21 protein-coding genes and 8 tRNA genes are annotated in these 25,827 nt (G+C 64.6%); 26 read left to right on the top strand and 3 right to left on the bottom strand.

What is annotated here, in order from left to right; genetic code table 11:
• The first annotated feature begins 4 nt into the window (after nt 1–4).
• The 5 genes from ACSQ8Y_RS14470 to ACSQ8Y_RS14450 all read left to right on the top strand — a co-directional run bounded on the left by ACSQ8Y_RS14470 (nt 5) and on the right by ACSQ8Y_RS14450 (nt 6,606).
• Nucleotides 5–3,616, top strand: coding sequence for a hydantoinase B/oxoprolinase family protein (locus ACSQ8Y_RS14470; protein WP_436267156.1), 3,612 nt, complete (start codon nt 5–7; stop codon nt 3,614–3,616).
• Between the two features lie 113 nt (nt 3,617–3,729).
• Nucleotides 3,730–4,797, top strand: coding sequence for a porin (locus ACSQ8Y_RS14465; protein ID WP_436267155.1), 1,068 nt, complete (start codon nt 3,730–3,732; stop codon nt 4,795–4,797).
• Nucleotides 4,798–4,806: 9 nt separating this feature from the next.
• Nucleotides 4,807–5,370 carry a hypothetical protein gene (locus tag ACSQ8Y_RS14460; RefSeq protein WP_436267154.1) on the top strand — a complete coding sequence of 188 codons (564 nt, stop codon included), beginning with the start codon at nt 4,807–4,809 and terminating at the stop codon, nt 5,368–5,370.
• The gene (locus tag ACSQ8Y_RS14455; protein WP_436267153.1) at nt 5,367–5,834 is read left to right on the top strand and encodes a cache domain-containing protein; all 468 of its coding nucleotides are present in this window, start codon (nt 5,367–5,369) and stop codon (nt 5,832–5,834) included. Before ACSQ8Y_RS14460 ends, ACSQ8Y_RS14455 begins: the two co-directional genes overlap by 4 nt.
• 16 nt (nt 5,835–5,850) lie before the next feature.
• Nucleotides 5,851–6,606, top strand: coding sequence for a hypothetical protein (locus ACSQ8Y_RS14450; RefSeq protein ID WP_436267152.1), 756 nt, complete (start codon nt 5,851–5,853; stop codon nt 6,604–6,606).
• A gap of 52 nt (nt 6,607–6,658) precedes the next feature.
• On the opposite strand, the gene ACSQ8Y_RS14445 is transcribed toward ACSQ8Y_RS14450, so the two are convergent.
• Entirely contained in the window at nt 6,659–7,141 is a 483-nt protein-coding gene (locus ACSQ8Y_RS14445; RefSeq protein ID WP_436267151.1) for a GNAT family N-acetyltransferase, read from the bottom strand.
• A 3-nt stretch (nt 7,142–7,144) separates the two neighbouring features.
• Complete coding sequence (gene metG, locus ACSQ8Y_RS14440; protein WP_436267150.1) at nt 7,145–9,316, bottom strand: methionine--tRNA ligase; 2,172 nt, start codon at nt 9,314–9,316, stop codon at nt 7,145–7,147.
• 133 nt (nt 9,317–9,449) lie between these two features.
• Here metG and apbC point away from each other — a divergent pair, with 133 nt between their 5' ends.
• The 3 genes from apbC to ACSQ8Y_RS14425 all read left to right on the top strand — a co-directional run bounded on the left by apbC (nt 9,450) and on the right by ACSQ8Y_RS14425 (nt 12,330).
• Nucleotides 9,450–10,538 (top strand): iron-sulfur cluster carrier protein ApbC, encoded by a 1,089-nt coding sequence (apbC, locus tag ACSQ8Y_RS14435; RefSeq protein ID WP_436267149.1) that lies wholly within the window; start codon nt 9,450–9,452, stop codon nt 10,536–10,538.
• Between the two features lie 358 nt (nt 10,539–10,896).
• A complete protein-coding gene (locus ACSQ8Y_RS14430) occupies nt 10,897–11,910 on the top strand; it encodes a WD40/YVTN/BNR-like repeat-containing protein (protein WP_436267148.1) in 1,014 nt (337 codons plus the stop codon).
• Nucleotides 11,911–11,931: 21 nt separating this feature from the next.
• Complete coding sequence (locus ACSQ8Y_RS14425) at nt 11,932–12,330, top strand: DUF4399 domain-containing protein (protein WP_436267147.1); 399 nt, start codon at nt 11,932–11,934, stop codon at nt 12,328–12,330.
• 88 nt (nt 12,331–12,418) lie between these two features.
• Here ACSQ8Y_RS14425 and ACSQ8Y_RS14420 read toward each other — a convergent pair whose 3' ends face one another.
• Entirely contained in the window at nt 12,419–13,864 is a 1,446-nt protein-coding gene (locus ACSQ8Y_RS14420; RefSeq protein WP_436267146.1) for a serine hydrolase domain-containing protein, read from the bottom strand.
• An 86-nt stretch (nt 13,865–13,950) separates the two neighbouring features.
• Here ACSQ8Y_RS14420 and gltX point away from each other — a divergent pair, with 86 nt between their 5' ends.
• The 18 genes from gltX to ACSQ8Y_RS14330 all read left to right on the top strand — a co-directional run bounded on the left by gltX (nt 13,951) and on the right by ACSQ8Y_RS14330 (nt 25,786).
• On the top strand, nt 13,951–15,360 hold the full coding sequence (gene gltX / locus ACSQ8Y_RS14415; RefSeq protein WP_436267145.1) for a glutamate--tRNA ligase: 1,410 nt from the start codon (nt 13,951–13,953) through the stop codon (nt 15,358–15,360).
• An 81-nt stretch (nt 15,361–15,441) separates the two neighbouring features.
• Nucleotides 15,442–15,517: transfer RNA gene (locus ACSQ8Y_RS14410), tRNA-Ala, on the top strand.
• A gap of 52 nt (nt 15,518–15,569) precedes the next feature.
• Nucleotides 15,570–15,645 (top strand) — tRNA-Glu (locus tag ACSQ8Y_RS14405).
• Nucleotides 15,646–15,778: 133 nt separating this feature from the next.
• Nucleotides 15,779–15,854: transfer RNA gene (locus ACSQ8Y_RS14400), tRNA-Ala, on the top strand.
• A gap of 48 nt (nt 15,855–15,902) precedes the next feature.
• Nucleotides 15,903–15,978, top strand: a tRNA-Glu gene (locus ACSQ8Y_RS14395).
• A gap of 38 nt (nt 15,979–16,016) precedes the next feature.
• Nucleotides 16,017–16,092: transfer RNA gene (locus ACSQ8Y_RS14390), tRNA-Ala, on the top strand.
• 28 nt (nt 16,093–16,120) lie between these two features.
• Nucleotides 16,121–16,196, top strand: a tRNA-Glu gene (locus tag ACSQ8Y_RS14385).
• Between the two features lie 466 nt (nt 16,197–16,662).
• Complete coding sequence (gene ltrA / locus ACSQ8Y_RS14380) at nt 16,663–18,030, top strand: group II intron reverse transcriptase/maturase (protein WP_436267144.1); 1,368 nt, start codon at nt 16,663–16,665, stop codon at nt 18,028–18,030.
• 209 nt (nt 18,031–18,239) lie between these two features.
• Nucleotides 18,240–18,731, top strand: a complete 492-nt coding sequence (locus ACSQ8Y_RS14375) for a hypothetical protein (RefSeq protein WP_436267143.1) — start codon at nt 18,240–18,242, stop codon at nt 18,729–18,731.
• A gap of 93 nt (nt 18,732–18,824) precedes the next feature.
• On the top strand, nt 18,825–20,021 hold the full coding sequence (locus ACSQ8Y_RS14370; RefSeq protein ID WP_436267142.1) for a c-type cytochrome: 1,197 nt from the start codon (nt 18,825–18,827) through the stop codon (nt 20,019–20,021).
• A 15-nt stretch (nt 20,022–20,036) separates the two neighbouring features.
• Complete coding sequence (locus ACSQ8Y_RS14365) at nt 20,037–21,848, top strand: cytochrome c oxidase subunit I (protein WP_436267141.1); 1,812 nt, start codon at nt 20,037–20,039, stop codon at nt 21,846–21,848.
• The gene (locus tag ACSQ8Y_RS14360; protein ID WP_436267140.1) at nt 21,845–22,510 is read left to right on the top strand and encodes a bb3-type cytochrome oxidase subunit III; all 666 of its coding nucleotides are present in this window, start codon (nt 21,845–21,847) and stop codon (nt 22,508–22,510) included. The genes ACSQ8Y_RS14365 and ACSQ8Y_RS14360 overlap by 4 nt, the downstream gene beginning before the upstream one ends.
• A 3-nt stretch (nt 22,511–22,513) precedes the next feature.
• Entirely contained in the window at nt 22,514–23,200 is a 687-nt protein-coding gene (locus tag ACSQ8Y_RS14355; RefSeq protein WP_436267139.1) for a heme-copper oxidase subunit III family protein, read from the top strand.
• 9 nt (nt 23,201–23,209) lie between these two features.
• Nucleotides 23,210–23,527, top strand: a complete 318-nt coding sequence (locus ACSQ8Y_RS14350; RefSeq protein ID WP_436267138.1) for a cytochrome C oxidase subunit IV family protein — start codon at nt 23,210–23,212, stop codon at nt 23,525–23,527.
• Between the two features lie 90 nt (nt 23,528–23,617).
• Nucleotides 23,618–23,693: transfer RNA gene (locus tag ACSQ8Y_RS14345), tRNA-Glu, on the top strand.
• 76 nt (nt 23,694–23,769) lie between these two features.
• Nucleotides 23,770–23,845 (top strand) — tRNA-Glu (locus ACSQ8Y_RS14340).
• A 54-nt stretch (nt 23,846–23,899) separates the two neighbouring features.
• Nucleotides 23,900–25,072: an elongation factor P maturation arginine rhamnosyltransferase EarP gene (earP, locus tag ACSQ8Y_RS14335; RefSeq protein WP_436269825.1), complete on the top strand. Its 1,173-nt coding sequence runs from the start codon at nt 23,900–23,902 to the stop codon at nt 25,070–25,072.
• A gap of 138 nt (nt 25,073–25,210) precedes the next feature.
• Entirely contained in the window at nt 25,211–25,786 is a 576-nt protein-coding gene (locus tag ACSQ8Y_RS14330) for an elongation factor P (protein ID WP_436267137.1), read from the top strand.
• The last annotated feature ends 41 nt before the right edge of the window (nt 25,787–25,827 follow it).

Below are 25,827 nucleotides of genomic sequence, written 5' to 3'. Positions count from 1 at the left end.
CATCATGAAAAACGACATCCCCGCACAACAACTTCGCTGGCAGTTCTGGGTCGACCGCGGCGGCACCTTCACCGACATCGTCGCGCGCCGTCCGGACGGCAAGCTGGTGACGCACAAGCTGCTGTCCGAGTACCCGGAGCGCTACGACGACGCCGTCACCCAAGGCATGCGCGACATGCTGGGCCTGAAGACCGGCGATCCGCTGCCGGCCGAGCAGATCGAAGTGATCAAGATGGGCACCACCGTCGCCACCAACGCGCTGCTCGAGCGCAAGGGAGCGCGCACGGCACTGGCCATCACGCGCGGCTTCGCCGACCAGTTGCGCATCGGCTACCAGGACCGGCCGGACATCTTCGCCATGCGCATCGAGCTGCCGGACCTGATCTACGAGGAAGTGATCGAGGTCGACGAGCGCATCGGCGCGCACGGCGAAGTGCTGCGGGCGCCGGATGAAGACGTGCTGCGGCGCCAGTTCGCCGCCTTGCGCGAAAAAGGCATCGCGGCCATCGCCATCGTGCTGATGCACGCTTACCGCTACCCGCAGCACGAGCAGCGACTGCGGGTGCTGGCCGAGGACGCCGGCTTTACGCAGATCTCCGTCAGCCACCAGGTCAGCCCGCTGATGAAGATCGTCGGCCGGGGCGACACCACCGTGGTGGACGCCTATCTGTCGCCGGTGCTGCGCGACTACGTGTCGCGGGTCTCGGCAGACACGGGCGACGTGCGCATCATGTTCATGCAGTCGAACGGCGGCCTGACCGACGCCGGCCGCTTCCATGGCAAGGATGCGATCCTGTCCGGTCCCGCCGGCGGCATCGTCGGCGCGGTCAAGAGCTGCGAAGCGATCGGCCTGAAACAGGTGATCGGCTTCGACATGGGCGGCACCTCGACCGATGTGGCGCATTACGACGGCGCTTACGAACGCGTGTTTGAAACCGTGGTGGCCGGGGTGCGGGTGCGCGCGCCGATGATGCATATCCATACCGTGGCGGCCGGCGGCGGCTCGATCTGCAGCTTCGAGAACGGCCGCTTCAAGGTCGGTCCCGAATCGGCCGGCGCCAACCCCGGCCCGGCCAGCTACCGCAAGGGCGGTCCGCTGACGGTCACCGACTGCAACGTCATGCTGGGCCGCATCCAGCCCGAGCACTTCCCGCACGTGTTCGGCCCGAACGGCGACCTGCCGCTGGACCGCGACGTGGTGGTGCGCGCCTTCGCCGACCTGGCCGACAAGATCGCCGGCGAGACCGGCACGCGCTTGTCGCCGTCGGCGGTGGCCGACGGTTTCCTGACGGTGGCGGTCGACAATATGGCGCAGGCGATCAAATCGATCTCCGTCGAGCGCGGCTACGACGTCAGCAGCTACGCCATGTGCTGCTTCGGCGGCGCCGGCGGGCAGCACGCCTGCCGCGTGGCCGACGTGCTGGGCATGACCAAGATCGTGATCCATCCGTTCGCCGGCGTGCTGTCGGCCTTCGGCATGGGGTTGGCCGATATCCGCGCCATGCGCGAGGGCGCGGTCGAGCTGCCGCTGACGGCGGCCGCGCTGGACGCCCTGCAACCCCAACTGCTGGCCCTGGCCAAGGAAGCGGTCACGGAGCTGCTGGAACAGCAGGTGGCGCAACAGGATATCCGCGTCGAACTGTGCGCACGCCTGAAGTACCAGGACAGCGATTCGGCCTTCGTGATCCCGCTGGGCGCCATGGACGAGATGTCCGCCGCGTTCGCGGCGCTGTATCGCGGCCGTTTCGGCTTTGTCATGGAAGGCCAGCCGCTGGTGATCGAATCGGTGTCGGCGGAAGCCATCGGCGCCGGCGACGGCGCCGACTTCGTCATCGAAGTGCCGGCGGCGGCCGGCGGCGCTGCCGCCGCGGCCTGCGTCGACAGCTATGTCGACGGCCAGACCGTGCCGATCGCGCTGCACGTGCGCGCCGAGCTGCCGGTGGGCAGCCGCGTCGCCGGCCCGGCGCTGATCCGCGAACAGATCGCCACCACCGTGGTGGACGCCGGCTGGAGCGCGAGCGTGCTGCCGGACCGCACGCTGCTGCTCGAACGCGTCGCCGCCGCCGGCAGCGTGCACAAGATGACCACGGCCGTCCATCCCATCCACCTGGAGATCTTCAACAACCTGTTCATGGCCATCGCCAGGCAGATGGGCACCACGCTGGAGAACACCGCCTATTCGGTCAACATGAAGGAGCGCCTGGACTTCTCCTGCGCCATCTTCGACCGGCACGGCAACCTGATCGCCAACGCGCCGCACATCCCGGTGCACCTGGGCTCGATGAGCGACAGCGTGCTGTGCGTGATCCGCCAGCACGCCGCCAGCATGGCGCCGGGCGATGCCTATGTGCTCAACGTGCCGTACAACGGCGGCACCCACCTGCCGGACATCACCGTGGTGTGCCCGGTGTACGGCGAGGGCAGCGAGCCGATGTTCTATGTCGCCGCGCGCGGCCACCACGGCGACGTGGGCGGCATCACGCCGGGCTCCATGCCGCCCAACAGCACCACCATCGAGGAGGAGGGCGTCCTGCTGGACAACGTCAAGATCGTCGACAAGGGCGTGTTCCTGGAGCCGCTGGTGCGCGGCCTGTTCGCCGCCGGCCCCTGGCCGAGCCGCAATATCGACCAGAATATCGCGGACCTGATCGCCCAGCTGGGCGCTTGCGAAACCGGCGCCAACGAATTGCTGAAAGCGGTGTCGAGCTACGGCCAGGACGTGGTGCTGGCCTATATGCAGCACGTGCAGGACAACGCCGAAGCGGCGGTGCGCAAAGCCATCGGCGGCCTGCGCGACGCCAGCTTCGAATACGAGATGGACGACGGCGCCATGCTGCGTGTCAAACTGACCATCGACCACGCCAGCCGCAGCGCCACGGTGGACTTCAGCGGCACCAGCGAGCAGCGCCCGAGCAACTTCAACGCGCCGCTGTCGGTGTGCAAAGCCGCCGTGCTGTATGTGTTCCGCACGCTGATCGACAGCGACATCCCGATGAATGAAGGCGTGCTCAAGCCGCTGAACCTCATCATCCCGGAGGGATCGATGCTCAATCCGCGCTATCCGGCGGCGGTGGTGGCGGGCAACGTGGAAGTGTCGCAGTACGTGACCGACGCGCTGTACGGCGCGCTGGGCGTGATGTCGGCCTCGCAGGGCACGATGAACAACTTCACTTTCGGGAACGAAGAGCACCAGTATTACGAAACCATCGCGGGCGGTTCCGGTGCCGGTCCTGGCTTCGACGGCACGGCCGCCGTGCAGACGCATATGACCAATTCGCGCATGACCGATCCGGAAGTGCTGGAGTGGCGCTTCCCGGTGCTGGTCGAGACGCATGCGATCCGGCGCGGCAGCGGCGGCAAGGGCGCGCACCAGGGCGGCGACGGGGCGCTGCGCCGGATCCGCTTCCTGGAGGCGATGACGGCCAACATTCTGGCCGGCCACCGCCGCATCGCGCCGTTCGGCCTGCAGGGCGGGGCGCCCGGCGCGCTGGGCCGCAACTGGGTCGAGCGTGAGGACGGCTCGGTCGAGTCGTTCGGCGCCACGCACACGGCCGAGATGAAGGCCGGCGATGTGTTCGCGATCGAAACGCCGGGCGGCGGCGGCTTCGGTTCCTAGTGCCTGGTTCAGCAGTAATTCAGCAGTAATGCAGTAGTAGCAAGCGGCGGGACAGGCAGGGCTCCCTATCCCGCCGCCGACATCAGAGCCTATACAAAAACAGGGATATCAGAATGAAGAAGACTATGCTTGCGCTCATGCTGGGCGCACTGGCAGGGACGGCTGCGGCCCAGAGCAATGTGACGGTGTACGGCGTGGTGGACGTGGCAGCCGTGCGCGAGAGCGGCGGCGTCGCCAGCACCACCAAGCTGACTTCGGGCGTGGAGGCCGGTTCGCGCCTCGGCTTCAAGGGGACCGAAGACCTGGGCGGCGGCCTGTCGGCCATCTTCCTGCTGGAGAACGGCTTCCAGGCCGATACCGGCGCCATGGGGCAGGGCGGCCTGCTGTTCGGCCGCCAGGCTTACGTCGGCTTGCAGAGCAAGTGCGCCGGCACGCTGACCCTGGGCCGCCAGTACACGCCGCAGTATCTGGCGGTGGCGGCGGCCGATCCCTTCGGCTCCGGCACGGCGGGCGACAGCAAGAACCTGATGGCGCCGACCGGCAACAGCGCCAGCCGCATGGACAACGCCGTCAAGTACGCGTCGCCGGTGTTCAAGGGCTTCAACGTGGAAGTGGTGTATGGCGTCGGCGAAGTGGCCGGCGACAGCACGGCCCAACGGCAGTTCGGCGGCGCGCTGGCCTACACCGCCGGCCCGCTGGTGTTGCGTCTCGCGCAGCACAACCGCAACAACGACACGGCCGCGCTGAAAAATACCAGCCACGCCAGGAACACCGTGTTGACGGCCTTGTACGATTTCGGCCTGCTCAAGGCGCACTTCGCGTACGGCGTCGACAAGGGCTTGAACAGCGCCTTGCCGCGCAACCTGGGCAATCCTTACGGCTACGCCGCCGTGCCGACGCCATCCACCGACAGCCGCGTGGCGCTGCTGGGCGTGACGGTGCCGCAAGGCGCGGGCGTGTGGCTGGCTTCCTACATCCGCAAGAACGACGAGACCGCCTTCAACCAGGACGCGCAGCAGTTCGCGGCGGGCTACCGCCACTACCTGTCCAAGCGCACCGACGTGTACACGGTGTACGCCCACCTGCGCAACAAGAACGGCGCCGGCTACACCGTGGGCAGCGCCATCGAGGGCGGCACCGGCAACCGCGGCCTGAACCTGGGCTTGCGCCACACTTTCTAGGAGTCCGCCATGCGTTCACCCTCCCATGCCATCCACAATTACCTGCTGGCGAAGGATGGCAACCGCCCGCACCTGATGGCCGAAGCCTTCAGCGAGGATGCCTTGTTGTCGATGCAGGTCAATACGGACAACATAGCCTTTCCGCCGCTGTCGCGTGGGCGCGACGCTATCGCGGATGTGCTGGTGCGCCGCTTCGGGCAAAGCTATGAGAACGTCTATACCTTCTGCCTGACGCCGCCGCCCGGGCAGCCGGTATCCGATTTCAGCTGCGAATGGCTGGTGGCGATGACCGATAAAAAGGGTGAGAATGTGCGGGTCGGCTGCGGACGGTACGACTGGCGCTTCGAGGATGTCACCGGGCTGGCCGAGCGGCTTGCCATCCAGGTGGAAGTCATGCAGATCTTGCCGCCGGCGGCCCGGGAGCCGGTCATGAAATGGGTGGCTTCATTGCCCTATCCATGGTGCGCGACCGAGACCGTCATCGCCCGCGCAAGCGATGTTGTCGGCGTCGGGCCGGTGCTGGCCTGGCTCCGCGAAGCAGGATCACTTTCAATACAAGGAGATGGAAAATGAAAAAACTGCTGAAGTACTTGTTGCTGGGCTGCGCGGCGCTGATGTTCAATGCAGGCGCCGGGGCGGCGGAGAAGGGCACGGCCGACGAAGCGGTGGCGATGGTCAAGAAAGCCGGCGAGTTCCTGAAGAAGAACGGCAAGGAGAAGGCATTCGCCGAATTCAACAATCCCAAGGGCGCTTTCATCCAGAAAGACTTGTACATCTTTGCCTTCGGCGCCAACGGCGATGGCGTGGAGCTGGCCAACGGCGCCAACATCAAATTGGTCGGCAAGAACGTCAAGGAGATGAAGGACGCCGACGGCAAGTACCTGATCAAGGACATCCTGGCGGTGGGCATGGGCAAGGAGGGCCAGGGCTGGGTCGATTACAAATGGCCGAACCCCGGCACCGGCCAGATCGACGCCAAGCGTACCTATGTGGAGCGGGTGGACGACGTGATCATCGGCTGCGGCGTCTACAAGTAGCCGGGCCGCGTTCGCGATGTTGTTATTGAAGCTGGCGCTGGTGCCCGGATTTCTGCTGCTATTGTCGCTGGCCGGCAACCGTTGGGGGCCTTCGCTGGCTGGATGGCTGGCCGGGCTGCCGGTGGTGACCGGCCCTATCCTGTTCTTCCTGGCTGCCGAGCATGGCGTGTCGTTCGCGTCGCGCGCGGCGGCGACGGCGCTGTCGGCAGTACTTGCGTCGGTGACGTTCAGCATCGTCTATGCGCATGGCGCGCGTCGTGCCGGCTGGCCGGGGGCGCTGCTGCTGGCGCTGGCCGGCTGGGCGGCGGCGGCATGGTTCCTGTCCAGATTGCCTGCCAATGTCGCCATCGCGCTGCCGCTGGCGCTGGCGACGCTGCTGGCCGCGCCCAGCTTGTTTCCAGCGACGGCGGTGCAGCCGGGCGCGCGTGCCAGCGGCGCCGCTGAACTGGCGCTGCGCATGCTGGCCGGCGCCTTGCTGACCCTGGCGGTTACCCTGGGCGCAGGCGCGCTCGGCGAGCGCTGGAGCGGACTGCTGGCGGTGTTCCCGATCCTGGGCATTGTGCTGGCAGTGTTTTCCCACCGCGCCCAGGGCGTTGCTTTTGCGGCGGCGCTGCTGCGGGCGATGGCGGGCGGACTGTATTCCTTTGTCGGGTTTTGCTGCACGCTGGCGCTGGCCCTGCCGCGCCTAGGGCTGGCGGGCGGCTTTGCCGCCGCAGTACTGGTTGCGCTGGCAGCCCAGTTGCTGACCCGGCAGCGAGCGCCGGTTCGCTGACCGCCTTGCCGAGCCCGGCTCGGCCTGGAACTGTTGGCGCGGGCGCGCGGTGCTAATGCCTGAGCTGGCGCCGCATGACGAAGGGCGCCGGCTCCAGCGGATTGGCGTGGGAGTATTCCAGCTCCTCCGCCAGTTCGAATTCGTAGGCGGTGTAGAAGTCGAGCAGCTTGGGCTGGTCGGCGCGCACCGCCATGCGCACTTCCTGCACGCCGGTTTCCAGGCCATGATGGATGACCGCTTCCAATAAATGCTGGGAGATGTTCTTGCCGCGCCAGGCCGGCAATACGCCCATCCTCAGGATTTCCCAGATATAGGATTCGGTATCCAGCGGCAGCCAGCGAATCGAGCCAACGGGGACATCGTCCACCAATAAGACAAAACCGCCGCCGTCGCGCAAATGCTGCGAGACGAGAACGGCGGTTTCACGGTGGCCACTGGACGTGACGTTCACCTTGCCGGCCCACGCTGCGCGCGTGAGCTCGGCAATCAGTTTGGCATCGTCATCCGTGGCTTCACGTACCACGATATTGCTCATGATTTAATTGATGCGCATGCCGGGTTCGGCACCCGGCCAAGGGTTGAGGATGTAGATGCCGGCGTTGGCTTGCTCGTCCGCAGCCGAGGCGGCCAGCACCATGCCTTCGGAAATGCCGAACTTCATCTTGCGCGGCGCCAGGTTGGCCACCAGCACCGTCAGCTTGCCGATCAGGTCTTCCGGCTGGTACATGGACTTGATGCCGGAGAATACGTTGCGGTGGCGGCTTTCGCCCGCGTCCAGCGTCAGGCGCAGCAGTTTGTCGGAACCGTCGACGTGTTCGCAGTTGACGATTCTGGCGATGCGCAGGTCGACCTTGACGAAGTCGTCGATAGCGATCTCCGGCGCCAGCGCTTGCACGCCTTCCTTGGCCACCAGCGGTTCCAGCGGCGGCGCTTTCGGCGCCTTGGCCGGCTTGGCTGCCACCGGGGCGGTGCCGGCGGCGGCGATCTGGTTAGGCGCGTCGAACAGCTCTTCGATCATCTTGGCGTCGACGCGTGTCATCAGGTGGTTGTAGGCGCCGATGCTGCGGCCCAGCATGGGCTGGAAGGCCGCGCCGGAGGCCAGTCCGGTGTCGGCCCAGACCAGCTTGTCGTCGTTGAGGAAGGCGGCCACGTTGGCGGCCACGCCCGGCAGCACCGGCGACAGCAAGATGGTCAGCTGGCGGAACAGGATCAGCGCGGTGGTGCACACTTCGTGCAGCTCGGCGGTCTTGGCCTCGTCCTTGGCCAGCGCCCATGGCTTGTTCTCGTCCACATACTGGTTGGTGACGTCGGCGATTTCCATGATCTCGCGCAGCGCCTTGCCGAATTCGCGGTTTTCGAAGTTGGCGGCGATGCCGGCCTGGCGCTCCGCGCCCTCGGCGTTGGTCAAGGCGCGCTTGATCCAGCCCATGGCGCTGTCGGACAGGCCGGCGGCCAGCTTGCCGTCGAACTTCTTGCTGATGAAGCCGGCGCAACGGCTGGCGATGTTGACGTATTTGCCGATCAGGTCAGAATTGACGCGGGCCACGAAGTCGTCGCCGGTGAAGTCCAGGTCTTCGACCTTGGCGTTCAACTTGAAGGCGATGTAGTAGCGCAGCCATTCCGGGTTCATGCCCAGGTTCAGGTAGCGCAGCGGCGAGATGCCGGTGCCGCGCGACTTGGACATTTTTTCGTTGTTCACGGTCAGGTGGCCGTGCACGTTCACTTTCAGCTTGTCGATGACCGGATGGCCGGCGAATTTCAGCATGGCCGGCCAGAACAGCAGGTGGAAGGAGACGATGTCCTTGCCGATGAAGTGGATCTGCTCGGTGCCCGGATCGTTCAGCAGGGCGTTGAAGTCCAGGCCCTGCTTGTCGCAGTAGTTCTTCAGGCTGGCCAGGTAGCCGACCGGCGCGTCCAGCCACACGTAGAAGAACTTGCCCGGCGCGTCGGGAATCGGGATGCCGAAATACGGCGCGTCGCGCGAAATGTCCCAATCGGCCAGCTTCTCGCCGGCTTCGCCCAGCCATTCGCTGACCTTGTTCACCATCTCAGGCTGCAGGCGGCCCGGGGTGTTGAGCCAGTCGCGCAGGAACTCGAAGCAGCGCGGGTCGGACAGTTTGAAGAAGTACTGCTCCGATGGCTTCAGGATGGGCGTGGCGTTGGTGAAGACCGAGAACGGGTTCACCAGCTCGGTCGGCTGGTAGGCCGCGCCGCACACTTCGCAGTTGTCGCCGTACTGGTCCTTGGCGCCGCACTTAGGGCACTCGCCCTTGATGTTGCGGTCGGCCAGGAACATGCCTTTGACCGGGTCGAAGAAGCGGTCGACGATCTTGGTGGCGATCAGGCCGGTGTCGCGCAGCTTGCGGTAGATGCCTTGCGACAGCTCCACGTTTTCCGGCGAATCGGTCGAGTACCAGTTGTCGAAGGCGATATGGAAGCCGTCCAGGTACTGGGCGCGGCCGGCGGCGATCTTGGCCACGAATTCCTGCGGCGTGATGCCTTCCTTCTCGGCGGCAATCATGATGGGCGTGCCGTGCGTGTCGTCGGCGCCGACAAAGTGCACTTCGCGTTGCGCCCCGCTCGCGCCGTCGCGCTGCATTCGCTGGAAACGGACCCAGATGTCGGCCTGGATGTACTCCATCATATGGCCGATGTGGAAGGCAGCGTTTGCGTAGGGCAGGGCAGTAGTGACGAACAGCTTGCGGGTCATGATTGATGCACTTTGTTGGTAGGAAAAAGAGCATTTTACCAGCGCTGGCCGCTCATGCGCAGTGTGGCGGGGGCGGCGCGCTGTTTTTCTGTCTATTTTGCGCTAGACTGCGGGATCACTTACGGAGATTCACATGAGCATCACGGTAGAAGACGTCAAAGCGGCATTGTCTAAAGTTACAGACCCGAACACGGGCAAAGATTTCTGCACCTCGAAGGAAGTGCGCAACCTGAAGGTCGAGGGCGCCGACGTTTCTTTCGATATCGAACTGGGCTATCCGGCCAAGAGCCAGGTCGAAGCCATCCGCGCCAGCGTGGCGGCCGCCGTGGCGGCGCTGCCGGGCGCGGGCAAGGTCACCGCTAATGTATACAGCAAGATCATTTCGCACACCGTCCAGCGCGGCCTGAAGCTGCTGCCGAACGTGAAAAACATCATCGCGGTGGCCTCTGGCAAGGGCGGTGTTGGCAAATCGACCACGGCGGTGAACCTGGCGCTGGCGCTGGCTGCCGAAGGCGCCGCGGTCGGCATCCTGGACGCGGACATCTATGGCCCTTCGCAGCCGATGATGCTGGGCATTAACGGCCGGCCGGAGAGCAAGGACGGCAAGACCATGGAGCCGCTGGAAAACCACGGCCTGCAAGTGTCGTCGATCGGCTTCATGATAGATCCGGACGAGCCCATGGTGTGGCGCGGCCCCATGGTCACGCAGGCGCTGCAGCAGCTGCTGGAGCAGACCAACTGGCGCGACCTGGACTACCTGGTGGTCGACATGCCGCCCGGCACCGGCGATATCCAGCTGACCTTGTCGCAGAAAGTGCCTGTCACCGGCGCGGTGATCGTCACCACGCCGCAGGACATCGCGCTGCTCGATGCCCGCAAGGGCCTGAAGATGTTCGAGAAGGTCGGCATTCCCATCCTGGGCGTGGTGGAGAACATGAGCACGCATATCTGCTCGAATTGCGGCCATGAGGAGCACATCTTCGGCCATGGCGGCGGCGCGAAGATGTGCGCGGACTTCGGCGCCGAATACCTCGGTTCGCTGCCGCTGACGATGGCGATCCGCGAGCAGACCGACTCGGGCAAGCCGACCGTGGTGGCCGATCCCGATGGCCCGGTTGCTGTCATCTACAAGGAAATCGCCCGCAAAATCGCGGTAAAAGTGGCGGAAAAGGCGAAGGACATGACCAGCAAGTTTCCTAGCATCGTCATCAAGAATGACTAAGTTCGCCATTGGCGCCTCCAGCATGCCCTTGCGCATCGTCGGACTGCCGCGAACTCGGGTGCCCGGCGCTTTGTCATTCCCGCGCAGGCGGGAATCCATGCTGCGTTGCCGGGCGTGCAGCCTATGGGCCCCCGCTTTCGCGGGGGCGACACAGGTCGCGGGGGTGACACAGGCCGCGGGGGTGACACAGGCCGCGGGGAAGACGCAGATCGCTGGGGAGACACTGATCGCGCGGAGGACACAGATCGCGCGGAGGACACGGATCGCGGGAAGGGCGCTGGCACTGACGCTGGGGCTGGCCGCGGCTTCTGCGCTTGCGCAGTCCGTCCAGGCGCCTGGGCTGCCGCCGTCGCAGGCTTTGCCGCTGCTGCAGGCCCTGGTCCAGCCGGCCGGCTGGCAGCCGCAAGCCAGCGGCACCTCGGCCGAGCTGCGCGGCCTGTCCGTCGTCAGCGCGGCGGTGGCCTGGGCCAGCGGCGCCAAGGGCACGGTGCTGCGCACGGTGGACGGCGTCACCTGGACGCAGTTGCCCGTGCCCGACGCCGACAAGCTGGATTTTCGCGACATCCACGCGGTGGACGCGGACACCGCCGTCATCATGAGCGCCGGCCCGGGCGCCGCGTCGCGCATCTACCGCACGAGCGACGGCGGCGCGAGCTGGAAGCTGCAGCTCACCAATCCGGACGCCGAGGGCTTCTGGGACGCGATCGCGTTCTGGGATGCGAAGAACGGCATCCTGTTCGGCGACCCGGTCAAAGGTGTATTCCAGGTGCTGGTGACGGCCGACGGCGGCGCCACGTGGCGGCAGGTGGCCGATCCGAAAGGCCTGGCTGCGCAAGCGAACGAGGGCGCATTTGCCGCCAGCGGCACCTGCCTCACGGTCGCCGGCAGCGGCGACGCCTGGTTCTCGACCGGCGGCGCGGAGAACGCGCGCGTGTTCCATTCCGCCGACCGTGGCCGCAGCTGGCGCGCGGCGCCGGTGCCGATACCGGCCGGCGCTGCGGCGCGGGGCATCTTTTCGGTGGGCTTCCGCGACGGCCGCACCGGCATCGCGGCAGGCGGCGACTACAAGGAAGCCGCGCTGGCCACGGTGAACGGCGCGCGCACCGAGGACGGCGGCGCGACCTGGACCGCCGCGCCCATCCTGCCCGAGGGCTATATGTCGGTGGTGGTGCCGGTGCGCGGCGCGCTTGATTCCTTCGTGGCGGCGGGCCTGGCCGGTTCCGGCTACAGTACCGACGGCGGGAAAAGCTGGACTGTGCTGGACCGCACACCGATGAATACCGTCGGCTTCGCCACGCCCGCGGTGGGCTGGGCGGTGGGGCCGAAGGGGCTGGTGATGAAGTACGCAGGGCCGATCCTCGGCAAAAAGTAGGTCACGCAACCTGGAGAAATCATGCAGAAGTCTTTGAAGCGAGCCGTGCTCGCATTGGCATTCGGCGGCATCAGCCTGGGCGCCGCGGCGCAGACCGTATCCTTCGCCGAACCGGCGGACGGCGCAACCGTCGCCAGCCCGTTCAAGGTGAAGTTTGCCGTCAGCGGCATGGAAGTGAAGCCGGCCGGCGATATGAGCGCCAACACCGGCCACCATCACCTGATCATCAACGGCGACAGCATCAAGGCCGGCGAGAGCGTACCCTTTGATGAAACCCATCTGCATTTCGGCAAGGGCCAGACGGAGGCTGAAGTGAAGCTCCCGCCAGGCAATTACAAGCTGACCATGCAGTTCGCCAACGGCGCCCATCAGTCTTACGGCCAGGCGGGCAGCAAGACCATTAATGTGACGGTCAAGTGACAGTGCGTGGCGGCGCTGGCGGATTACGTCCTGCGGACTAATCCACCCTACGCCGCCCTACATTGCGCTGCCATCCGGAGCGGCGCCATCACTTGCTGCGGCTGAATGGCATCTCGGACGGGCCGGCCAGCAGCTTGCCGCCGTCTTTGCCGTTGAATTGCAATTCCAGTTCGTTCGACAGCATGAAGTAGCTGCCGCTGGGTGCGGCCAGCAGCGTTTCGCCGGCGCCTTTCTGCAGCTCCACCACCAGGCCGTCGCCGACGCGGCGCACGGTGAAGTCGCCCGCGCCCTGTACCACATAGGTGCCGGGCAGCGCCGCCAGCGCATCGGCCGTGAGCGCGACGCTGCGGCGCACTTTGCCGCCCATGGTGGGCCAGCCGTATTCGGCCGCCACCGCGCGCGCCAGTTCCGCCCCCAACTCGCTGCCACGCTCGCCATTGGTCATCACCACCACGCCGTCGCCCCGTTCCGTGTAGGCCGACATGCGTGCGCGGTAACCTTCGTTGGAGCCGCCATGGCCAAAGCTTTGCGACTGGCCGTCGCCTTCGATGCCCAAGCCCAGGCCGTAATTCTGCATGACCGGTGTCAGCATCAAATGCGTCATGGCCTGCGACAGCACCAGGTTGGATTGCCCGGCCGCCGAACGGCGCGTTTCGATGGCGAACCTGGCCAGGTCGGACGGCGTGGTCCACAGGCCGGCCGCCGCCTGCTCCGGGTAGGTGTGGGGACCGCCGGGAACCGGCTTGCCGTTGCCGTCGTGCGGCAGCGCGGCGCGCGCCAGCATCTGCGGCGGCAGCGGCTGGGCGAAGGTGCTGTCGGCCATGGCCAGCGGTTTGAGTACGGTGTCGTGCATCAGTTGCGCGAAATCGGCTTTGCTGCGTTCCTGCATCACGTACTGCGCCACCTCGTAGCCGCCGCCGGAATAACGCCAGCGGCTACCGGGGCGCGTGTTGACGTGCACGCCGCCGGTGTTGGCGGGCTTGGCGCCGTTCAGCAGCTGCACCAGCGTCGGCACCGGCGCGCCGGCGGCGTAGCCTGGGAAGCCGTGCACCGTGGTGCCGGCCGTGTGCGACAGCAGCTGGCGCAAGGTGACCGGGTTGTTGTCCGCATCCTTGGGCAGCTTCCACAGCGTGGTGTAATTGTTGATGTCGCGGTCCAGCTCCAGCTTGCCGCTTTCCACCATCTTCAGCGCGGCCATGGCGGCCACCGGCTTGCTGATGGACGCCGCCTGGAACAGCGTGGACGTGGTCACCGGCGCGCCGCCCGGCGTCACCACCCCGTAGCCCTTGGCCCATTCGACCTCGCCGCCGTGGATCACCGCGATGCTGACGCCGGGCACGCCGAGGCGGGCCATTTCGTCGGCCAGCCTGCGCTTTGCCGGCGGCGCGCCTTCCAGCGTCACGGCCGACAGCAGGCCCTGCTCGACGTTGGCGATGCGCTGCGCCAGGCCAGTGTCGCCGGCGGAGGTCGCCGGGATCGCGGGGAGGGCGGACAGCAGTCCGATGGCGGCGTACAGGCAGGTGCGTGGGTTCAAGGCGGCGTCCTTTGAGTAGTTGACGGTCGAGTATAAGCCGCTAACGGGTTAAAATAGCTGTTTAATCCTAACGTTTTTGTCAACAAATGACCACTACACCAGCAACTCCCGTCCGTACCCGTTTCGCCCCCAGCCCGACCGGCTTCCTGCACCTGGGCGGCGCCCGCACGGCGCTGTATTCCTGGGCCTTCGCTCGCCACTTCGGCGGTACCTTCGTGCTGCGCATCGAGGACACCGACCTGGAGCGTTCGACCCCGGAAGCGGTGCAGGCCATCATCGACGGCATGCAGTGGCTGGGCCTGGACCATGACGAGGGCCCGTTCTACCAGATGCAGCGCATGGACCGCTACCGCGAAGTGGTGGCCCAGATGCTGAGCGCTGGCACGGCCTACCTGTGCTACTCGTCGCCAGAAGAAGTGGAAGCGATGCGCGAGCGCATGCGCGCGGCCGGCGAGAAGCCGCGCTATGACGGCACCTGGCGTCCGGATGAGGGCAAGACCCTGCCCCCGGTGCCGGCCGACCGCAAGCCGGTGGTGCGCTTCAAGAACCCGCTGGACGGCGACGTGACCTGGAACGACGTCGTCAAGGGCAGCATCACCATCTCCAACCGCGAACTGGACGACCTGGTGATCGCGCGCCCGGACGGCACGCCGACGTATAACTTCTGCGTCGCCGTCGATGACTGGGACATGAAGATCACCCATGTGCTGCGCGGCGACGACCACGTCAACAACACGCCGCGCCAGATCAACATCCTGCGCGCCATCGGCGCGCCGCTGCCGGAATACGGCCATCTGCCGATGATACTGGGCTCGGACGGCCAGAAGCTGTCGAAGCGCCACGGCGCCGTCAGCGTGATGGAATACCCGGCCCAGGGCTACTTGCCGGAAGCGATGCTGAACTACCTGGCGCGCCTGGGCTGGAGCCACGGCGACGACGAGGTGTTCTCGATGGCCCAGTTCTGCGAGTGGTTCAACCTGGAGCACCTGACCGCGTCGGCGGCCCAGTTCAACAACGAAAAGCTGGCCTGGCTGAACAACCACTGGATCAAGCAGGCCGACAACGCCCGCCTGGGCGAGCTGGTCAAGCCGCGCATGCTGGAGGCGGGCGCCGTGTTTGAAGGCGGACCGGACCTGGCCACCGTGCTGGGCCTGATGAAGGAGCGCTCCAATACCACCAACGAACTGGCGGACGCGGCCATGCTGTTCTTCCGCGCGCCGCAGCCGGACCCGGCCCTGCTGGCCCAGCACCTGAGCGACGCGGTCAAGCCGGCGCTGGCACTGTTCGCCGAGCGCATCGCGACCGTCGAGTGGACCAAGGAAGCGATTGCCGCGATGCTGAAGGAAGTGTTGGCGGCCAACGGCCTGAAGATGCCGCAAATCGCCATGCCGCTGCGCCTGATCGTCACCGGCCAGCTGCAGACGCCGGCCATCGATGCGGTGCTGCAGATCTTTGGCCGTGACGCTGTGGCGGCGCGCGTGGCGAAATACCTGTAAATCCCCCAGTTATTTTCCCAAAGTTGCAATCGAGTATTGCATTCTGCGGGAGGCCTGCTATACTCCTGTTTCTTCGCAAACGGGGGTATAGCTCAGCTGGGAGAGCGCTTGCATGGCATGCAAGAGGTCATCGGTTCGATCCCGTTTACCTCCACCAGTTTTGCGAAGTTGGCAGTAAAGGCAGCACCGGCAGTACCAGGCAGTTCAAGGTCCCCATCGTCTAGAGGCCTAGGACATCACCCTTTCACGGTGAGTACCGGGGTTCGAATCCCCGTGGGGACGCCAGGCGGTAAAGTGGTTTGGCAGAAAATAAGTAGTTGACGTTTGTTTTACTGATAGCTTATAATTCGGCCCGCCGGATTATCGCAGAAGTGGTAACAAGGTCGCCAAGTGCGGCTTTATTTTTTTCTGCACCAGAGGGGGTATAGCTCAGCTGGGAGAGCGCTTGCATGGCATGCAAGAGGTCAGCGGTTCGATCCCGCTTACCTCCACCATGAGTGCGGAAGAGAGTAGAGTGTAGCAAGCAGTAACGGAAGTTCAAGGTCCCCATCGTCTAGAGGCCTAGGACATCACCCTTTCACGGTGAGTACCGGGGTTCGAATCCCCGTGGGGACGCCAGTAGTTGCAGTACCGTAGTAGCATTATTTCTGCGCCCGGGGGGTATAGCTCAGCTGGGAGAGCGCTTGCATGGCATGCAAGAGGTCATCGGTTCGATCCCGTTTACCTCCACCAACAGCGCAGAAAGTCACAGTAGTTCCTGGTCCCCATCGTCTAGAGGCCTAGGACATCACCCTTTCACGGTGAGTACCGGGGTTCGAATCCCCGTGGGGACGCCAGTTCTGGCACATTACACAGTAGTATGACATTCGACAATCAAGCTGCCATGGGCGGCTTTTTTTGTGTGCGCCCAGCATGGGCGCACTCCTGTGGGTGAGAGTCCCGCCGCGAGCTGACCACAGTGAGCGAAGTGAGGCGCAACTGCATCAGGGCAACCGAGTGTGGGAAGGAAGCGCGGAGCGTAAATCATGAGCCGAGGTACACGAATCGCATAGAAGGCGCTGCCGATTAGGGCGAGCGGGCACAAAACCGCGAAGCTCCTGTGGTCAAGGATCAGGCGGCGTAGATGCGGCGGTTGTGTGATGAAGGAGTGCGGCCCTTACCTGGGGACGCCCCGCTTTGCGCCTGAAAGGGCGACGGCGAGAGCCGGAACGGGGTCTCAGCAGAGGTCATAGTAGTCGGAGGTAGCGCCGGGAAGGCTCGACCCCGCCGATGAAGGACCGAACGAGTAGGAGTGAATCCGATATGTCGATGCAGAAAGCACCGCGTCAGATGCCCGCGAAAGCGGGGCGGGAGACCGTAGGGCAAGGTGAAGCCTTGCCTAGTGTTTCCAGCGACGAAGCGTTCTGCCCGCGATATGCAACCGGGGACACGGGGTCGGCGCTGCTGCAAGCAGCGCTGACGACAGAGAACCTGCGGCGTGCGTTCAAGCGCGTGCGTGCCAACAAGGGCGCTGCTGGCGTCGACGGTCTGGATATCAATCAGACTTCGCGCCATCTGGCGACCGCGTGGCCGGGCATACGCGAACAACTGCTGGCGGGGACGTATCGGCCCAGTCCGGTGCGTCGGGTGACGATCCCGAAACCGGACGGAGGCGAGCGCGAGCTTGGCATTCCGACGGTGACGGATCGCCTGATCCAGCAAGCACTACTACAGGTGCTGCAACCGATTCTTGACCCCACTTTCAGCGAGCACAGCTACGGCTTTCGTCCGGGCAGGCGTGCGCAGGACGCGGTATTAGCGGCCCAAGCGTATGTCCAGTCTGGGCTGCGAGTCGTGGTAGACGTTGACTTGTCGAAATTCTTTGACCGGGTTAACCATGACATCCTGATCGACCGTCTGTGGAAACGCATCGACGACGCCGGAGTGCTCTGGCTAGTCCGTGCCTATCTGAACAGCGGCATTATGGATGGCGGCGTGGTGCAGTCGCGGGATGAGGGAACGCCGCAAGGTGGGCCTTTGAGTCCGTTGCTGGCCAACGTGATGCTCGATGAAGTGGACAAGGAACTGGAACGGCGCGGTCATCGCTTTGCGCGCTACGCCGACGATGCGAACGTGTATGTGCGCAGCGTGCGGGCGGGTGAGCGGGTGATGGCGGTGCTGCGGCGCTGCTATGCCAAGTTGCACCTCATGGTCAACGAAAGCAAAAGCGCGGTGACCAGCGTCTTCGGCCGCAAGTTCCTCGGTTACAGTCTGTGGATGGCGCGTGGGGGCGAAGTCAAACGCAAGGTGGCCGAGAAGCCGCTGGCGACGTTCAAACAACGCATCCGGGAGCTGACTTGCCGCTCAGGTGGGTGCAGCATGCCGGAGGTGGTGGGACGACTTCGTTCCTATATGCTGGGATGGAAAGGGTACTTCGGATTGGCGCAAACCCCAACGGTTTGGCGCGGACTCGATGAATGGCTGCGTCACAGGCTGCGGGCAATCCAGCTCAAGCACTGGAAGCGTGGAACAACCATGTATCGGGAACTGCTTAATCTTGGGACACCAAGATCGGTGGCGAGAACCATCGCGGCAAATAGCCATAGATGGTGGCGCAATAGTGCGAAATTGCTTAACAGCGTGCTCACAATTGCTTATTTCGACCGCCTCGGCGTACCTCGCCTGTCTTGACCTCAACTACTCGAACCGCCCGGTGCGGACCCGCATGCCGGGTGGTGTGGCAGGGGAGTGGCCACCTTGGCCGTCCCCTATGCCGATTTTGGGCTCAGGAATCTGAGCTATGTAAAGCTGCAAGCTTTACGAGATTGCATGTTGGCGAAAGTGACCTACACTGGACGAGGGCAGCCATCGAAGCTGACTATCAAAACAGGGAGACGGACATGGAAATGCATATGCACTCGCACCGCTGGGTGGCGCGCCAGCCCGACTGGGCCGCGGCAGCGGTGGCCGGCTTTGGCGCCGGCGGTATCCTGATGGTGCTGGAACTGGCGTGGACCGCGCTGGTGGGCAGCCAGGATCCCTGGCGCGCGACACACATGATCGCCGCCATGGTGCTCGGCTGGGACGCGCTGCAATCCACCGGCTACAGCACCGGCATCGTGGTGGCCGCGCTGGTGGTCCACTACATACTCGGCATCGCATTCGGCGTGATGCTGGCGGCCATCATCGCGCCGTTCCAGCTCGATTCGAGCACCGGCATGGTGCTGCTGGCCGGCGCCTTGTTCGGACTGCTGCTGTATGTGCTGAATTTCTACGGCATGGCCAGCGCCTTCTCCTGGTTCGCGGAAATGCGCAGCTGGCCGACGGCGGTGGGCCACATGGTATTCGGCATGTCGGCCGCCTATATCTACCGGCGGATGGAAAAGCCGTAAAGCACCGTTTTTGCGTTGGTTCGTTGAGCATGGCGCAGGGTGGGTCGTGGCGCATGCGTGAGGGCGAAACATCTGACAGAAACGGGGCTGCTCATGGCGATGGCACTGGCATTGATCCTGATTGTGGTGGGTAGCGTCGCGTTCCACTTCTGGAGCCCGTGGTGGCTCACGCCCCTGGCGTCGAACTGGCAGCAGATGGACGACGCCCTGATGCTGACGCTGGTCATCACGGCCGCGATCTTCATCATCATCAATCTCTTCGTGGCCTACGCGGTGATCAAGTTCCGTCACCGCGACGGCGTGCGCGCATCTGCCGAGCACGGCAGCAAGAAACTGGAGTGGTGGCTGATCGGCGTCACCACGGTCGGCATCGTCATCATGCTGGCGCCGGGGCTGGACGTGTACGCCAAGCTGATCACGGCCCCCGCCGACGCGATGCAGTTCGAGGTCATGGGCCAGCAGTGGCAGTGGCACTACCGCCTGCCCGGCAAGGATGGCCGCATGGGGCAGACCGACGTGTCCCGCATCAGTCCGGAAAACCCCTTCGGCGTGAACGCCAAGGACCCATACGGCCAGGACGACGTGCTGGTCGACACGCAGGAAATCCACATCCCCCTCAACAAGCCGGTCAAGGTGCTGCTGCGCTCGCAGGACGTGCTGCACGACTTCTACGTGCCGCAGTTCCGCACCCGCATGAATATGGTGCCGGGCATGGTGACCTCGTTCTGGTTCACGCCGACCAGGGCGGGACGTTTCGAAGTGCTGTGCGCGCAGCTGTGCGGCATCGGCCACGCCAATATGCGCGGCTATGTGGTCGTGGAGGATGAGCCCGCCTACCGGAAATGGCTGGCATTGCAGCCGACTTTCGCGGCGAAGATGCGGGCCGGTGCGGCGGGCGGCACCGGCGTGGCCGCCGCTGCGGCCGGCGCCGCTCCTGCCGGCGCGGAAGGCACGGCGGCCGGCACGCCCGGCGCGGGCGAGGGCGGCGCGGCAGCGGCCGCCGGCGATACCGCCACGCAGGGCAGGCTGCTGGCGCAGGCGCGCGGCTGTACGGCCTGCCACAGCGTGGACGGCAGCCCCGGTGTGGGGCCGAGCTGGAAGGGCTTGTACGGCAAGACGGAAACACTGGACAGCGGCAAGACCGCTGTGGCGGACGATGCCTATCTGAAGCAGTCCATCGTCGATCCCAAGGCGAGCATCGTGCGCGGCTTCCCTCCCATCATGCCGCAGCAGCCGTTCACGGAAGCGGAGCTGTCGGCGATGGTGGACTACATCAAGACTGTGAAGTAATGGCAGGAGGATGCTATGGCATACGGCAGCGGGCACGGCCACGAACTTGGTGACGGACACGACCACGGCCCGACAAGCTGGGTCACGAAATACGTATGGAGCCAGGACCACAAGGTGATCGCGGTGCAGTACGGCCTGACCGCCATCGTGGTCGGGCTGATCGGGCTGGTCTTGTCCGACCTGATGCGGCTGCAGCTGGGCTATCCGGGCAAGTTCGCCTTCATCGACGCCTCGCGCTACTACCAGTTCATCACCATGCACGGCATGATCATGGTGGTGTATTTGCTGACGGCGCTCTTCCTCGGCGGCTTCGGCAACTACCTGATCCCGCTGATGGTGGGCGCGCGCGACATGGTGTTCCCCTTCCTGAACATGCTCAGCTACTGGTTCTACCTGCTGTCCGTGCTGATCCTGGTGGCCAGCTTCTTCGTGCCCGGCGGCCCCACCGGCGCGGGCTGGACGCTGTATCCGCCGCAGGCCATCCTGCCCGGCACGCCTGGTGTCGAGTGGGGCATCATCGTCATGCTGATCTCGCTGGTGGTGTTCATCGCGGCCGCCACCATGGGCGGCCTGAACTACGTCACCACCATCCTGCAGGCGCGCACGCGCGGCATGACCCTGATGCGCATGCCGCTGACGGTGTGGGGCATTTTCGTCGCCACCATCCTGGCGCTGCTGGCTTTCCCGGCGCTGTTCGTCAGCGGCGTGATGATGTTGTTCGACAAAACCCTGGGCAGCAGTTTCTTCATGCCCGCCATCGTCTCGATGGGGCAGCACCTGAACCACCAGGGCGGCAGCCCCCTGCTGTTCCAGCACCTGTTCTGGTTCTTCGGCCACCCCGAGGTCTACATCGTCGCGCTGCCGGCGTTCGGCATCATTTCCGACCTGGTCAGCGTGCATGCGCGCAAATGCATCTTCGGCTACCGCATGATGGTGTGGGCCATCGTCGTCATCGGCGCGCTCAGCTTCGTGGTGTGGGCCCACCACATGTATGTGAGCGGCATGCACCCGCTGTTCGGCTTCTTCTTCGCCACCACCACGCTCATCATCGCCGTGCCCACCGCGATCAAGGTCTACAACTGGACGCTGACGCTGTGGCGCGGCGACATACACCTGACCGTGCCGATGCTGTTCGCGCTCGGCTTCATCAGCACCTTCGTGCTGGGCGGTGTTACCGGCCTGTTCCTCGGCAATGTCAGCGTCGACATCCCCCTGTCGAACACCTATTTCGTGGTCGCCCACTTCCACATGGTGATGGGCGTGTCGCCGGTGCTGGCGGTGTTCGGCGGCATTTACCACTGGTTCCCGAAAATCAGCGGGCGCATGTTCAACGAGACGCTGGGCAAGCTGCACTTCTGGGTCACCTTCCTGGGCGCGTACGCGATCTTTTTCCCCATGCACTACCTCGGCGTGCTGGGCATGCCGCGCCGCTACTACGCCTACGACAACTACAACTTCATCCCGCCGTCGGCGCAGATCATGAACGAGTTCATCACGATAGCCGCGCTGGTGGTGGGCTTGATGCAACTGGTGTTCGTCTTCAACATGGCCTACAGCACCTTCAAAGGCAAGGCGGCCGGCGGCAACCCCTGGCGCGCAGCCAGCCTGGAATGGTTCACGCCCGAAACGCCGCCCACGCACGGCAACTGGGGAGCGCAACTGCCGGTCGTCTATCGCGGCGCCTACGATTACGGCCAGCAGACGGGCGAGAGCGACTACATTCCGCAGAATGTCGGGCCGGACACCGATCCGCCCGGCCATCCCCCGGGTGCGCCGGCCGGGACTCCCGTGCACGGACGTCCAGTCGTTGGCGGAGAGCCGGCATGAACGCCGCCACCGCAGGCGCCAGCCCGAACGCCAACGCCAACGCCGTCGCGCCCGATGCGCGCAGAGTGGGCCTGTGGGTCTTCATGGCCGTGGTCTGTTCGCTGTTCATGCTGTTCAGCATAGCCTACGTGATGCGCATGGCGATGGCCGACTGGCAGCCGCTGCGCTACGTGCCCTGGCAGCTATGGCTCAGCACGGCGATGCTGGTGGCCGCCAGCGCGGCCTGGGAGGCTGCGCGACGCAGCGCCGCGCGTCGAATGGCCCGGCTCGCCTGTGTGCTGTCGCTGCTGTTCCTGGCGGTGCAGTTGTGGGCCTGGCAGGCGATGACGGCGATGAATTTCACCGTCAACGGCAACCCCGCCAGCAGCTTCTTTTATTTGCTGACCGGCTTGCACGGCCTGCATGTGGTGGGCGGACTGGTGGCGGCCGTGCTGGCGGCGGTCCTTGCGGGCAATGGAAGCCGGGGGGGCATGGAAAGCAAGGCAGGCACGGGAACAGCGGCCCGGGCCGAGGTGCGCGCCGGCATGCTGCTGTGCGCGCGCTACTGGCATTTCCTGTTGCTGTTGTGGCTGGCGCTTTTCGCGCTGCTGTTCCTGGTCACGCCGGACTTTGTGCAGGTCGTTTGTGAGAGCGTCGGCATCCGGCCGCCGCAAGCGAGGTGAACCATGGATACGCGCGAAACGCTGGCGGCGACAGCCGAGGGCATGCGGGGGCTGGTGGCCGACTTCTCCGGCGACAAGCAGGCCTACCACGTCCCCTGGGGCAAGCTGATGATGTGGATATTCCTGCTCAGCGATACCTTCATATTCGGCAGTTTTCTCACCGGCTACATGACGGTGCGCCTGTCGGCCACGGCGTCCTGGCCCAATCCCAGCGAGGTGTTCGCGCTGACCATAGGCGGCACCACCTTGCCGCTGATCCTGATCGCCATCATGACTTTCGTGCTGATCACCAGCAGCGGCACCATGGCCATGGCGGTCAACTACGCTTACCGGGGCGAACGTGCAGTCGCCGCCAGGCTGATGCTGGTCACCGCCGTGTTCGGCGCGATGTTTGTCGGCATGCAAGCCTTCGAATGGACCAAGCTGATCCATGAAGGCGTGCGGCCCTGGGCCAATCCCATGGGCGCGGCGCAGTTCGGTTCTTGCTTCTTCATGATCACCGGCTTCCACGGCCTGCACGTGTCGGCCGGCGTGATTTATCTGACCATCGTGGCGCGCCGCATCCAGCGCGGCCACTACGAGCGCGGCGTCCACGCCGGCAAGTACGACATCGTGGAAATCGCCGGTTTGTACTGGCACTTCGTCGACCTGGTTTGGGTCTTCATCTTTGCGCTGTTCTACCTTTGGTAGGGAGGGACCATGGCCACCGCGACCGAACACACGCAGCATCCGATCGGCATCTACTTCAAGATCTGGGGCTTGCTGTTCGTCCTCAGCGCCTTTTCCTACGGCGTCGATTTTTTCCACGTCCAGGGCATGCTGCGCTGGACCCTGATCCTGGTGCTGATGACGGCCAAGGCCGGACTCATCGTCGCCTATTTCATGCACCTGAAATGGGAGCGGCTGGCGCTGATCTATACCATCGTGCTGCCGCCCGGCGCGCTGATCGTGCTGGTGTACCTGATGATGGTGGAGGGCGACTACACCTTCCTGACGCGCATGTCGCATTTCGGCTGAAGCGGCAGGCCGGGATACGGGGCCTTTAGTGACGGGGCAGCCTTGATTTGCAGGGTTTTACCGTGCTACAATTCGCCCACGCTTTACGACGTCCCCATCGTCTAGAGGCCTAGGACATCACCCTTTCACGGTGAGTACCGGGGTTCGAATCCCCGTGGGGACGCCAAGTCAAAAAGTGTGCGGATAGCGGCCCTGGTGCTCCAGGGCTTTTTATTTTCCGCTATAGGTCAGGACAGATTTCTGTCTCCATCGTCTAGAGGCCTAGGACATCACCCTTTCACGGTGAGTACCGGGGTTCGAATCCCCGTGGAGACGCCAGACAGGCTCAACAAGCCGACAGCAAAAGCCGCCCAGTGCGGCTTTTTCTCCACCATGCGCACCGACAAAAATCCAGCCACTACGCTCGCCCTGTTCTGCAAAGTCGTCGACAACTACGGCGACATCGGCATTTGCTGGCGCCTCGCGCGGCAGTTGCGGGAAGAGCACGGCATAGCCGTCACCTTGTGGGTGGATGATCTGCAAACATTTCAACGCATCTGCGCCGAAGTGGACGCGGACGCGGCGCTGCAGCAGATCGCCGGCATCGCCGTGCGCCACTGGACCGGCCGGGAAGGCGAGTTCGCCGCCACCGACATCGCCGACATCGTCATCGAATTTTTCGGCTGCGACATCCCGCCCGGCTACATCGCCGCGATGGCGCAGTGCGGGCCGCGCCCGGTGTGGCTGAACCTGGAAGGTTTGACGGCCGAAGAGTGGGTGGAGGGCTGCCATACGCTGCCCTCGCCGCACCCGCGTCTGCCGTTGACGAAGCATTTCTACTTTCCCGGCTTCACCGCCAAGACCGGCGGCTTGATGCGCGAAGGCGCGCTCGAAGCGCAGCGCCTGCAGTTCCAGTCCGATCCCGTCGCGATGGCGAACTTCCTGGCGCGCTTCGGCGTGACGCAGGAAGAGATGGCCGCGCTCAAGGTGTCGCTGTTCTGCTATCCGCACGCCCCTGTGCCGGCCCTGTTCGATGCTTGGCGGCACGGTGCGCAGCCCGTCACCTGCCTGGTGCCCGAGGGCGTGGCAGCCGACGCGGTGCAGGCTTTCCTTGGCGCCGAGGCGAAAGCCGGCGCATGCGGCAGCAGCGGCGCGCTGACGGTGCGCGTGCTGCCCTTCGTCGCGCAGCCGGACTACGACAAGCTGCTGTGGGCCTGCGATGTGAATTTCGTGCGCGGCGAGGATTCCTTCGTGCGCGCGCAGTGGGCCGGCAAGCCTTTCGTCTGGCACATCTACCCGCAGGACGAAAACCTGCACCACAAGAAGCTGCGCGCCTTCCTGCAGCGCTATTCCGAGGGCATGGAGGGGCTGGACGCGTTCTCGCTGCGCTGGAACGGGGTGCTGCCGGCCGGGGCGGCTGGGGATGCCGACTGGGCGGCATTGTGGCCCGGGCTGCACGCCATCCTGCCTGCGGCCGCCAGCCGTGCCGTTGTCTGGCAGCACCAGATGTTCGCCCACGGCGACCTGGCATCGAATCTGCTGCGTTTCGCCGCGTCGCTCCGGTAGGCGGCGCAACAAAAATAAGGTATACTGCCCGGTTACTCTATCAGGTATTTTTACTCGATCAAACTAGAGCTTACGGCGTTTAGAAGCCAGCAGGCGACAGATGATTTTCACGCAACCCACTTTATACGTACACTCGCTATGAAACCCGCAAAAGAAATTCGTGTTGGCAATATCATCATGGTTGACGCCAAACCATTTATCGTTCTGCGTTCTGACGTCAACGGTTCGAGCCGCACGGGCTTCACCTACAAATGGAAGACGAAAAATCTTCTGACCGGCGCCCCGATGGAAAACGTTTTCCGTGGCGACGACAAGTTCGACGTCGTCGTTCTGGACAAGAAGCCGGTGACCTACTCGTACTTCGCTGATCCGCTGTACGTCTTCATGGACCAGGAATACAACCAGTACGAAATCGAAGAAGAGAACCTGGGCGACGCGCTGAACTACCTGAAAGACGGTATGGAATGCGAAGCGGTGTTCTACGATGGCAAAGCCATCTCGGTAGAACTGCCGACCACCATCGCACGCCAGATCGTGTACTCGGAGCCTGCAGTCAAGGGCAACACTTCGGGCAACGTGCTGAAAGACGCAACGATCGAAAACGCGATCGAATCGAAGCGCCACACCGTTCAAGTGCCACTGTTCGTGAGCCAGGACGATGTGATCGAGATCGACACCCGTACCAACGAATACAAGCGCATCGTCCGTAACTAAGACGCGCCGCATTCGAAAAAAGCCAGGCTCCGGGAGCCTGG

This window comes from Pseudoduganella sp. LjRoot289 (assembly GCF_964252925.1).
Lineage (GTDB): Bacteria > Pseudomonadota > Gammaproteobacteria > Burkholderiales > Burkholderiaceae_D > Rugamonas.
The sequence above is the reverse complement of the archived record's forward strand: the minus strand, read 5'-3'. Positions and strand labels throughout refer to the sequence as shown.